Origin of the sequence: Marinimicrobium sp. UBA4209 (assembly GCF_002381585.1) — a bacterium.
Lineage (GTDB): Bacteria > Pseudomonadota > Gammaproteobacteria > Pseudomonadales > Cellvibrionaceae > Marinimicrobium > Marinimicrobium koreense.
Window position 1 is genome coordinate 1 of record NZ_DFTP01000026.1, and the last position, 11,265, is coordinate 11,265.

Annotated in this window: 13 protein-coding genes; 4 read left to right on the forward strand and 9 right to left on the reverse strand. The window is 58.6% G+C overall.

Annotation, left to right across the window (positions count from 1 at the left end; translation table 11 throughout):
* Nucleotides 1–29: 29 nt before the first annotated feature.
* The 4 genes from B3187_RS04170 to B3187_RS04185 form a co-directional block, all read right to left on the reverse strand.
* Entirely contained in the window at nucleotides 30–1,007 is a 978-nt protein-coding gene (locus B3187_RS04170) for a YheT family hydrolase (RefSeq protein ID WP_286804713.1), read from the reverse strand.
* A gap of 11 nt (nucleotides 1,008–1,018) precedes the next feature.
* Nucleotides 1,019–1,906, reverse strand: a complete 888-nt coding sequence (locus B3187_RS04175; RefSeq protein WP_286804715.1) for a fatty acid desaturase — start codon at nucleotides 1,904–1,906, stop codon at nucleotides 1,019–1,021.
* Between the two features lie 166 nt (nucleotides 1,907–2,072).
* Entirely contained in the window at nucleotides 2,073–3,443 is a 1,371-nt protein-coding gene (locus B3187_RS04180) for an MATE family efflux transporter (protein ID WP_286804716.1), read from the reverse strand.
* The gene (locus tag B3187_RS04185; protein WP_286804717.1) at nucleotides 3,440–3,919 is read right to left on the reverse strand and encodes a YaiI/YqxD family protein; all 480 of its coding nucleotides are present in this window, start codon (nucleotides 3,917–3,919) and stop codon (nucleotides 3,440–3,442) included. Before B3187_RS04185 ends, B3187_RS04180 begins: the two co-directional genes overlap by 4 nt.
* A 152-nt stretch (nucleotides 3,920–4,071) precedes the next feature.
* On the opposite strand from B3187_RS04185, the gene B3187_RS04190 reads away from it, so the two are divergent.
* Nucleotides 4,072–4,953, forward strand: a complete 882-nt coding sequence (locus tag B3187_RS04190) for a TraB/GumN family protein (RefSeq protein ID WP_286804719.1) — start codon at nucleotides 4,072–4,074, stop codon at nucleotides 4,951–4,953.
* Between the two features lie 213 nt (nucleotides 4,954–5,166).
* Nucleotides 5,167–5,718, forward strand: coding sequence for a PEP-CTERM sorting domain-containing protein (locus B3187_RS04195; protein WP_286804720.1), 552 nt, complete (start codon nucleotides 5,167–5,169; stop codon nucleotides 5,716–5,718).
* A gap of 114 nt (nucleotides 5,719–5,832) precedes the next feature.
* Here B3187_RS04195 and B3187_RS04200 read toward each other — a convergent pair whose 3' ends face one another.
* Complete coding sequence (locus tag B3187_RS04200) at nucleotides 5,833–6,186, reverse strand: DsrE family protein (protein ID WP_024461697.1); 354 nt, start codon at nucleotides 6,184–6,186, stop codon at nucleotides 5,833–5,835.
* Between the two features lie 221 nt (nucleotides 6,187–6,407).
* Between B3187_RS04200 and B3187_RS04205 the strand changes: the two genes are divergently transcribed.
* Together B3187_RS04205 and B3187_RS04210 are read left to right on the forward strand one after the other, a co-directional pair.
* Entirely contained in the window at nucleotides 6,408–7,007 is a 600-nt protein-coding gene (locus B3187_RS04205; RefSeq protein ID WP_286804721.1) for an exopolysaccharide biosynthesis protein, read from the forward strand.
* Between the two features lie 65 nt (nucleotides 7,008–7,072).
* Nucleotides 7,073–7,537 (forward strand): NADAR family protein, encoded by a 465-nt coding sequence (locus B3187_RS04210; RefSeq protein ID WP_286804722.1) that lies wholly within the window; start codon nucleotides 7,073–7,075, stop codon nucleotides 7,535–7,537.
* 29 nt (nucleotides 7,538–7,566) lie between these two features.
* On the opposite strand, the gene xerC is transcribed toward B3187_RS04210, so the two are convergent.
* The 4 genes from xerC to lysA all read right to left on the reverse strand — a co-directional run.
* On the reverse strand, nucleotides 7,567–8,472 hold the full coding sequence (gene xerC, locus B3187_RS04215) for a tyrosine recombinase XerC (protein ID WP_286804724.1): 906 nt from the start codon (nucleotides 8,470–8,472) through the stop codon (nucleotides 7,567–7,569).
* A 74-nt stretch (nucleotides 8,473–8,546) separates the two neighbouring features.
* Nucleotides 8,547–9,236, reverse strand: a complete 690-nt coding sequence (locus B3187_RS04220; protein WP_123638702.1) for a DUF484 family protein — start codon at nucleotides 9,234–9,236, stop codon at nucleotides 8,547–8,549.
* 7 nt (nucleotides 9,237–9,243) lie between these two features.
* Nucleotides 9,244–10,074: a diaminopimelate epimerase gene (dapF, locus tag B3187_RS04225; protein WP_286804725.1), complete on the reverse strand. Its 831-nt coding sequence runs from the start codon at nucleotides 10,072–10,074 to the stop codon at nucleotides 9,244–9,246.
* 9 nt (nucleotides 10,075–10,083) lie between these two features.
* The coding region (gene lysA / locus B3187_RS04230) for a diaminopimelate decarboxylase (protein ID WP_286804727.1) at nucleotides 10,084–11,265 on the reverse strand (1,182 nt) is incomplete at its 5' end.

The window sequence follows — 11,265 nt, forward strand, 5'->3', positions numbered from 1 at the left end:
GCGGATGCGGGCTGCGCCCTTATGCCGCCCTACGCGACCGCCGTGCGTTCCATGAACCATTGGAATCGGCGTTCGTACCAATGATGGTGATCTGATTTTCGTTTTACGAAACCGGTATGGCCGCCGTGGCGGGCCAGCTCCAAATAAAAATTCGTGCTTTCTTTGGCCAATTTAACCGGTAACTGATTGTTGTCAATAAAAGGGTCGTCTTCGGCGGTAAGAACATAGGTCGGAACGGTGATGTTTTTCAGGTGGGGCAGGGAGCAAGCATGCTGACGGTAGTGCTTCGAACTTTCGAAGCCGTGCATGGGTGCAAACAGTCGATCCTCAATCTGGTCCACACTTTTGCAGTCCCGCACCCAGTCCATATCCACTTCTTTACCAAAATCGATATAAGCCGCTTTACGTTCAAACTTGTCGAGCAATGAACGCACAAAATGCCGTTGGTACAACCAGTTGTTCAGAGGCTTGGTCATGGCCGCATGAAACGAGTCCAGCTCCAGCGGTGGCGATAATAAAAAAGCGCCTTTGACAACCGGGTTGACCTCCGAGCTGTCCTTCCCCAGATAATTCGCCGTAATGGTTCCACCCAGACTGACACTGACCAGATAGATCCGGCGATAGTGTTGACTATAGTGATTCACCAACGCTTTCAGATCCTGATAGTCATGGCCGAGGTAGAACCAGCGCGTGTGATTGAGCCGTTTGCCACAGGAGCGCATGCTCCAGTTCAGGGTATGGCAGCCCCAGCCGGACACCGTGTGGGCGAAACTCAGTAGCGGTCCATCTTTGGCATGACTCTCCAGGCCGTGGCTGAAGATTACCAGGGTGTCACTCTGTCCAGGGCGGTACCAGAACAGTTCCAGCTCGTCGCCATCATCGGTACTGAAATGATCCGGTTCGGGCCGTTCGCTCGGTCGATGCCGGAACAGACGCAGTGACAGTGTCTGTAGGTGGCCGTTGCGAAACAGCCAGGGAGCGCGATAGTCAGAGTGAATGATGGGCATAGCTCGGCGCCTCACTGAGCGATATCGGATGAGTGTTGAGTGCGGGAGCGACAGGCCGGTCGACGACGTAACGGTTGGCAAACGCGAGAGAGCAATCGATCCAGATGATCGATCCAGTAATAGATGGGCACGGTTCGGGTGTAGCAATGAGCGGGAATCAGCGGCTCCAGTTTTTTATGCAGCTGCGGCAGTTTGGACCAATGAAGACCACACTTGTGGTGGTGCGCCGTGTGGTAACCGATGTTGCCGGTCAGAATATTCAGCCACTTGGAGTCCACCACATTGCGACTGGCCGCCATGGGGTTTTCCAGGTCGAGCTCCAGATGGTGATAATAGGTGGCACGCATGGTGACGATGAGCGAGGCGAACATCGGCAGCCAGAACACAAACAGTGCCGGCAGCGGTCGATACACCGTCAACGCCAACAGGATGCCGAGGCTGGCCGACAACTCGATCAAGTACCGACGCAATAACTTCGGCCGTTGACGGGCGATGGCAATCGCCCGTGGGTAGGTAAGAAACAGGCCTTCGGCAATATAGCGCCACAGGCTGATGGTGGTGCCCCCGGCCTGCCAGCGCGAGGTGTCCCGATCCTGATCCAGGTAGTGACGATGGTGGCCGTGGATGTGGTGCAAGGTCCAGGTACTGGCGAGCATTCCGGTCTGGAACCCGTAAACAATTTCCAGCAGGCGATTCAACCATGCGTGATGAAACGTCCGGCAGTGATGATGGTTATGGTTCCAGACACAGACATTGGTTTTCGGAAAAATGCCGAGCAGGAACCAGCCGGCCAGCCAGACAATGCTGTCCACGAAGGCGTAAACACACAGGTCCAGCAAAAAATAGAAAAGAATGATCCCGACCGGCAGCCGATCCTCGGGATGGCGAAAGAGTTTCATCGACGCCTCCAACAGCGGAGGCTCTGGGGAACAACAAGCGGGACTGCAGGTGGTATCACGCGTCACTCCTTGATGATTGGGGGGCTAATCCATCAGCCGCGATCTTAAGGGGGGTGTCGAATTACCGACAAGGAACCGGGTCACAGTTCACAACAGGGGCGTTCTTTTAATCCTCTTGTGTCAGATTATTCATCCATAACCGCTTACCAATGCGTCGCCACATGGGAAAGAACTTGAGCGCGTCTTCCAGAAACATCAGCGCATAGACAATCAGGAATGGCCAACCCAAGCCAAAGATGGCCAGAGCACACAGCGGAATCCCCACCCCCCACATGACCGACACATCGGTTATCAGTACGAAGCGATTGTCGCCACCGGCGCGCAGCACACCGATGATACGCATCATGTTGAATATCTTGACCCAGACCAACGCGCAGAAAATGCCCAGCGTCGTCTGAAGAAGCTCGGCCGTATCCTGCTCCACCTCACCAAAGGCACTCAGAATCCAGGGGCTGATCAACCACAGTGTCATCGATAAGGTCAGCACCAGTATCAACGTCAGGCGATCAAACACTTTATGCAGGCGCCAGGCCTCCTCGGTGTTGTCCGCCCCCAAGGTACGCCCGACCATGACCGCGCTGGCACTGGCCAGACCGACAAACAGCGCGAAAAACGCGCTTTCAATGGGCACGATCACCCCCATCACCGCCAGGGCGTGGGTGCCGGTAAACCCGGTCATCACATGGTAGGTGGCATTCCCCAGCCCCCAAAGCCCATAGTTGGCCACCAGGGGCAGGGAGAAGGCGAGAAAGCGTCGGGCGGGTTGCCAGGCGAGCGCCGTTTTGAATTGCGCCCAGCGCAACGCAAAGCCGTGTTGACGGCCGTACACCCAGGCGAGGATGAACGACAGTTGGCAGAGGCGGGCAATCAGCGTGCCCCAGGCGGCCCCCGCGACCCCCAGAGCAGGAAAGCCGAAATGACCGAAGATCAGTATATAGTTGAGTGCGACATTGATCAGAATGGATAGCGTGCCCGCCACCAGCGGCATGCCGGTATTACCCAGAGCCCGAAGCGATGCTTCGTAAATGGCAATCCACTGGGTCAACAGCAGCGCCGGAGCAGTAATCACCAAATAGCGGGCGGCGAGCGCCACCACTTCCGCATCCGGGTTGAGCCAGCCGAGCCAGATATCCGGGCGCACACCAAACAGCAGCAGAAACGGCACCATGGTCAGGGTACCCACCATCAGGGTAACGCCGAGGGTACGCTGGCAACTGGCGAATTTACCGGCACCACTGTATTGCGCCACCAGCACACTGCAACCCGTCGCCAGGCCACTCATCAATACCAGCAACAGGAAGTGCAACTTGGCCGCCAGGCCCACGGCGGCGATCGCCTCGGAGCCCAGCCGGCTGACCATCACCACATCGGCCATGCCCAGCAGCGATTGCAGAAGCATCTGCAAGGCGACGGGCAAAGCCAGCAGAAGGACCGTCCACCAGAACTGACGGTTATCCGGGCGTAGCTCTGTCGTCATTTCGGCGATGGTCCTGAACTCTGGGTACGGCGGGCGTTCTTCTGCAACCAGCGGTCAAGCTGGTCGGCAAACTGCTTGCGATCGGTCTGGGAAAATCCGGAGGGTCCGCCGGTCACTTCACCGGTGCTGCGCAGCTCTTCCATGAGGTTGCGCATGGCCAGACGCTGGCGAATGTTTTCCCGGGTGAAAGGCTGGCCGCGCGGGCTCATGGCCACCGCCCCGTTTTCCACCACCTCCGCCGCCAGGGGAATGTCCTGGGTGACCACCAGATCACCCGGTTGCAGCAGGCGCACAATCTCATTGTCGGCCACATCAAACCCGGCCATCACCTGCCGGGTTTTAATAAAGGGAGAGGGGGGCACACGAATGCCCTGGTTCGCCACAAAAGTGGTGGTGATTTTCCAGCGATCCGCAGCCCGACAGAGAATGTCTTTCACGACCACCGGACAGGCGTCGGCATCAACCCAAATTGGCATAATGTCACTCACGATAAATGATCAGCCGCCATTGTAGGCAGTGTCCCGCGCTTTCACCAGCTCGCGTTACCAGAAAGCGTTGCGCCTTGACCCACGGCAGTTTAGGCTTTGCGCTCAGGATTTTGATAAACCATTACAAGGAGCACCCCGCCATGTTTTACCGTCTCATCCACGCCCTGCTGCTCAGCTCTGCGCTGGCCGCCGTAAGCATCGCCCAGGCAGACACCGCGCTCTATACCATCAGTAAAGGTGATCAGAGCTTTTTCCTCGGTGGCACCATCCATCTGTTACACCCTGACGACTTCCCACTGCCCGCCGAATTTGACGCCGCCTACGCCCAAGCGGACGCCCTCTATCTGGAAACCGACCTCGGGGTCATGCAGGATCCGGCCTTTGGCCAGAAAATGATGCAGGTCATGATGTACCCGCCCGGCAAAACCCTCAGTTCCGAGCTCAGCCCGGAGGTATGGAAAGAGCTACAAAGCTATTCCCAGGCGAACCAGTTCCCGGTACAGCAGTTCATGGGGTTCGATCCCGCGTTTGTCAGCATGGTAATGACCGTGATGCTCGCCCAGAAGAACGGCATTCAGGAGGGCGTTGACGCCTACTTCTACCAGAGAGCACAACGCGATAACCTGCCAATGGGCGAACTGGAAACGGCCGAGCAGGTGCTGGATTATATGAAGGTGATGACCGGCCACGACGGCGACGCCATTATTCAGGCAACCCTGACCGACCTCAAGCGCTTTGACCAGCTGATGACCGACATGGTCAATGCCTGGCGTACCGGGGACCTGGAAACACTGGACCGGGAAATGGCGCAACCGATGCGGGAGCAGGCCCCCGGGATGTATCGGACGCTGATGACCGAGCGCAACAACGATTGGCTCCCGGTGCTGGAGTCCCTGTTTGAGCAGGAAGGCACCGAACTGGTTCTGGTGGGCTCGCTGCATCTGGCTGGAGATGACGGCTTGCTGAACGCGTTGGAACAGAAGGGCTACGCGGTAACCTCCTATACGGTCAACACCGACTAGCTCTGTCCTTGTAGAACCCGGCGCCAACAGGCGATTTTTTGCGTCGGGTCACTTTACAAAACCCGCCCCCGTCAATGACACCCCATTAAACAACGTCAATGATGGCGCGGGTTTACCCGCCTTGGCACAGTCCCTGCTTTATTACCTGCGATGCCGAATGTTCGAGCCTCGGCACGGACACAATACGCTGTTCGATTCAAGTAGGTACCTATCATGAACATTTTATCAAAAGGAATTCGTGTTGCTCTGGCCACGGTTATGGTGGCATTTGCAGGCCATGCACAGGCGCTGCCTTTGGGCCCCGGAGATGCGGATTGGGAGTACAACTCCGAGAAAAACAACTCTAACCTGAGCGGGACGACCATTGCCGGCATCGTGGGCACGGACTCCATCCTGGAGCTGTACTACAAAGCGAATGTCGACGAAGGGAACGAAGAGGGCAGTTTCACCAGCTCCTATAACACCGTGTTTTCCGGCGACCCCAATAACGCTCTGATCACTTATGTTGGCGGCCCATCAATTGTTTGTCCGGAATGTTATTTGATCGTCAAGGACGGTAACCAACCCCAGTATCTGTTCAATCTCGCAGACTGGGACGGCATGGAAAGCCTCGACCTGCAAGGTTTTTATCCTGGCAACGGCGCCATCTCCAATGTCGCCATCTGGGGTAAAACCGGAGTCAGCGTACCGGAGCCCAGCGCTCTGATACTGATGGGATTGGGATTGATCGGCTTGGGAATGGCCCGGCGCCGGGTAGCCCGCTAAGGAGAAGCTAATCAGCAAGGAGGATTACCCAGATCAAGGATGATGCATCTTCTACGAAAAAGCCCGCAAGGAACTGCGGGCTTTTTTCTTTTGGGGTTGGCGTTTGATCCGTTTTCAGAACGCCATGGACTTGCAGTCGTCCCGAGCCACCTGTTTGTAAAAATCCCCCATGCCCCCCATTCGGGTGCCGTCGAGAATCTGGCCGTCCCCGATACCCCGAGCTTCGGCGCAGGGCTTACAGACAATAATCTCCGCGTTCTCGTGCGCAAACACCTCGGCAAACTTGGCCGGCGGACCGCAGGGCACCACCTTCTCATGGCAGCCCGGAACCGCCAGGGTCACCGCATCGTGAAACAGAATCAGGGTGACGGTATCACCGGCTTCCAACGCCGTGTTGGCAAATATGAAGGGAATCGCCGCCCGGGTGGTATCGCTCGGCCCCCATGTAGTGGAAATGGCATAGTGCATGTTCTACTCCTGATTTGAAGAAAGGGCATCAGGTAGATAAGGGACGCTGCCTCATCATCCCCGATGGATGCGTTGCGCATGTTGGTATAGCTAGTAGACCACGGGAACCACCGCAGGTGTCAATAGAGTGGACACAGCAAAAAATGGCGACTCGTCCATGGTGGAACACCCTCGAACGCGCTACCCTATAGGCCTTTGCCTGCATCGGTAGAGGCCCGACTTTGGACACCAGACCCCACGTCGCATCCCTGGATGAAGTACTGGACCGGGTGGCAGACATCTGCGATCACCGGCCGAGAGTTTCCATCGACGCCATCATGGACGCCATCGGCCAACGTTCCTTTGGCCCGGTGTTGCTGCTGATTGGCCTGATCGTACTCGCCCCCATCATTGGCGATATTCCCGGCGTACCCACCCTGTGCGCACTGATGGTGCTGACCATCTCGGTACAGCTTCTGCTGCACAAGGAACACTTCTGGCTGCCCCGATGGATACTGGCCCGCTCGGTCACCACCGCGCACCTGCTCAGAGCCATCCGGGTATCGCGTAAACCGGCCCGTTTTATCGACCGGCTGGTCAAGCCCCGGTTGATCTTCCTGATTCGCGGCTACATTCCCATGCGCTGTGTCGCGCTATCCAGTATGGCCGTGGCACTGATGATGCCGCTGATGGAATTTATCCCCTTCAGCGCCAACCTGGCCGGGGCGGTGCTGACCTTTTTCGGACTGGCCATTATCGGCCGGGATGGATTGCTGGCACTGTTGGCTTTTGTGTTTACCGGGGCCAGTGGGGCGGTGATTGGCTGGGCATTCTTGGGGTAGGCCTGCCTACAGCCCCTATCTGCTACACTCGATCTCTTCCAATCACGCAACCTCAGTGCCTGACCATGACCCTGTTTCAAGCCTCCGAACTCGAGCGCGCCGTTCACGTTTCCCGACTACAACCCGAGGATCCACTGGGCTGCACCATTCAGCGACCTTTTGAACTGGACGGATTTGAGTGGCCCACCGCCGAGCATTACTACCAGGCCATGAAGTACCCGGGACGAAAGCGGTTTGATGACATTCGCCAGGCGGCGACTCCCGAGCAGGCAAGACGCATCGGTCGCGGCTGGCTCAAGCGACCCCGCCCCGACTGGGACAGGGTGCGTACCGTGGTCATGACCCGCGCCATTTATACTCAATGCCAGATGTATCCGGAGTTCTCCGAAGCATTGTTGGCGACGGGCGATAAGAAGATTGTTGATGTGAGTCAGTACGATTATTTCTGGGGACTCGGAAGGGATCTTCGGGGCGAGAATCAGTATGGGAAAATGTTGATGGCGGTTCGGGAGAAAATTTCTTCTCCTTGAAAGCCAGCCTGCTAATCAAACGACTCTGACTATTTTGATTTTTTGTTTGCCCGCGGATGCGCCTTATCGTAAACCTTCGCCAGATGCTGAAAATCCAGATGGGTATACACCTGGGTCGTGGAAATGTTGGCGTGACCCAACAGTTCCTGCACCAGACGCAGATCGCCGCTGGATTCGAGCATATGGCTGGCGAAGGAGTGGCGGAGCATGTGGGGATGGACCGGCTCGTCCATGTTCTGTCGGATGCTGAGCTGCTGCATTCTCAGTTGCACGGCGCGGGGCGTAAGGCGCTTGCCGCGCTGGCCGATAAACAGCGCGGTTTCGCCCGGGGGCGCCACCAGGGCGCGCTCCGGTAGCCAGGCTTTTACGGCATCGCGGGCCTGTTGGCCCACCGGCAATTGCCGGGTTTTATTGCCTTTACCGGTGACCGTGACGGCGCCTTCGCGCAGGTCGATGTCGTTCAGGTTGAGGCCCACCGCCTCCGCCAGGCGCAGCCCGGAGGAGTAGATCAGCTCCAGCAGGGCGCGGTCGCGTTTGCCCAGAAATCCTTCGTCCTTCACTTCCACGAATTGCCCGGCCTGATCCACATCCAATACTTTAGGTAGTTTCTTTTCTACCTTGGGGGCCTGCAGGCCGTCGGCGGGGTTGGTTTTCAGCCAGCCGCGACGGATGCCGAAACGGAAGAAGGCGCGCAGTGAGGAGAGCCACCGGCGCAGGCTTTTACCTCTGAGGCCTTTGCGGTGCAGTGAGGCCAGGTTTTCCCGCAAGTGGTGGACAGTGATCGCCGAAAGGTCATTGATCTGCCGGGTTTCGCAGTAGGCGAGGAATTTGTCCAGGTCCCGGGCGTAGGCGTCTTCGGTGCGCGGGGAGAGGTGTTTTTCCGTGCGCAGGTAGGTGAGGAAGGCGGTGCGTTCGGTTGAGAAAGGGTGGGGCATGGGTGCTGTCCGCTATATAGGGAACGGCGGATGCGCCTTTGGCTTATCCGCCCTACGGAGACTCCGGTGCTAGATTAGCGCGGGAGGTGTTCGGGGAGCAAGCGGTTGAGGACTTCGGCGATGTAGCCGAGGAACAGGGTGCCCATGCTGGAGCGGTAGTAGTGGGGGTCGCGGTTGCCGATGGCGAGCAGGCCGTAGGCATTGCCATGCACCAATGGAACGGTGGCGACGGAGCCAATCTGATGGGCGTTGTCGCCAAACAGAAACTGGAGCTCGCCTTCGCCCAGCGTGCCGCACATGGCGCGGTTGTTTTTCAGCAGGGGCGCGATGTGCTGGCGCGCCTCGCCGATGGTAACCACCCGTGCCTGGCTGCTGGGAACGCGATCTTCGTGACCGAACAGCAGGATGCTGGTGTAGTGAATATTGAAGTCCTGGTCAAAGCTGAAACACAAGGCGTCGATGATATCGCCCATGTCCCGACCTTCAAGCAGGGCCAGCACCAGACGCTTGGTTTTGTCGAACAGCTTGTCGTTTTCCCGGGCGTTGTCCAGCAGTTTGCTCAGCCGGTGGCGCATGTCCATATTGCGCTCGCGCAGTACCGACACCTGACGCTCTACCAGAGAGACCGCCGGACCACTTTCGTGGGGCAGCTCCAGGTCGGCGAGCAGTTTGCGATGCTGAACAAAAAAGTCCGGATGCGCTTCCAGGTATTGGGCAACCTGCTCGTCGGTCAATTGGCTGGCTTCGGTGCTTTGCTCGCTCATAAAGGCCTTATATTTTTACCTGTCCGTGAAACACCGTGGTGGCGGGTCCGGTCATGATAACCGAGTGGCCGGGGCCGGGCCAGGTGATGCTCAGGCTGCCGCCGGGCAGGTTGACCTTGACGGTTTCGTCCAACAACTGACGCAACCGTCCGGCCACCACTGCGGCACAGGCGCCAGTGCCGCAGGCCAGGGTTTCCCCGGCGCCGCGTTCGTACACCCGCAGGTTGATCTCACTGGGAGAGACCATCTGCATAAAGCCGGCATTGACCCGACGCGGGAAACGCTCGTGGCTCTCAATCAGCGGCCCCAGGGTTTCCACGGGGGCACTGTCGACCTTGTTGACCATCAACACCGCGTGGGGATTACCCATGGAGACCGCCGAGATATCCAAAGTCTGCTCTGGCAGCACCAGGTCGTAACGGATCGCTTCGGCGTCCGCCTGAAAGGGAATCTCCTCCGGGCTCAGGCGGGGTACGCCCATATCGACCTGAACCTGCCCCTGCTCGGTGATTTTCAACGTCATGTCGCCACCGGCGGTTTCCACTTTGATGGACCGCTTACCGGTCAGCTTGCGCTCCAGCACAAAGCGGGCGAAGCAACGGGCGCCGTTGCCACAGTTTTCCACCTCGCCGCCATCGGCATTGAATATACGGTAACGAAAATCGATATCGGGTCGGGTCGGCGTTTCCACCAGCAATACCTGATCGCAACCGACACCGAAATGCCGATCCGCCAGGGTACGGATTTTCTCCGTGCTCAAGCGCACCTTCTGGGTCACGCCGTCGATCACGACAAAGTCATTGCCCAGGCCGTGCATTTTGGTAAAACGCAAACGCATGAAACTTCCTTACTCCGAGTCGGGGAGCACCTGCTCACCGCGCAACTGGTCATCAATGGTTTCCCGAGCCCGCACCAGGTGCGCGCGATCGCCGTCCACCAATACTTCCGCCGGGCGGCCCCGGCTGTTGTAGTTGGAGCTCATGCCGAAGCCGTAAGCCCCGGCGGAGAGCATGGCCAGCACGTCACCAGCCTGTAGTGCGAGCGAGCGGTCTTTACCCAGAAAGTCCCCAGTTTCGCACACCGGGCCTACCAGGTCCCAGGTTTTTACCTCACCCCCATGCTCCCGCACCGGCACAATGTTCTGCCACGCCTGGTACAAAGACGGGCGGATGTTGTCATTCATGGCCCCGTCAATGATGGCAAAGTTCTTGTGTTCGGTGGGCTTGAGGTAGAGCACCTGAGTCAATAACACGCCCGCGTTGGCGGCAATGGAGCGGCCCGGCTCAAACATCAGGCTCAATTTACGATCGCCGAGTCTGGCCTTGATCGCATCCATATAGTCACTGACCGGTGGCGGGGTCTCGTCCCGGTAGGTCACCCCCAGGCCACCGCCCAGGTCCAGGTGATGAATGTGGATACCTTCGCCCGCCAGCTCGTCGACCAGCACCAGCAGGCGATCCAGCGCGTCCATAAACGGGGCGAGCTGGGTCAGCTGGGAGCCGATGTGGCAGTCCAGCCCCTGCACGGACAACCCGGGCAGCTCCGCCGCGCGACGATAGACCGCCGGGGCCCGTTCGATATCGATGCCGAACTTGTTCTCTTTCAAACCGGTGGAAATATATGGATGGGTACCGGCATCCACGTCCGGATTGACCCGCAGCGACACCGGCGCCTTCATGCCCAGCTCGGCGGCAACCTGCTGCAGGCGCTCCAGCTCGTCGGTGGATTCGACGTTGAAGCAGTGCACGCCGACTTCCAGCGCGCGGCGCATGTCGTCGCGGGTCTTGCCGACGCCGGAGAAGACGATACGGCCCGGCTGTCCGCCGGCGGCCAGCACACGCTCCAGCTCACCGCGCGAGACGATGTCGAAGCCGGCGCCGAGGCGCGCCAGCACGTTCAGCACACCCAGGTTGGAATTGGCTTTGACGGCGAAGCAGACCAGATGCGGCATGCCATCCAGCGCATCGGCATAGGCCCGGTACTGGGCCTCGATGTGCGCGCGGGAGTAGACGTAGGTCGGGGTGCCGAA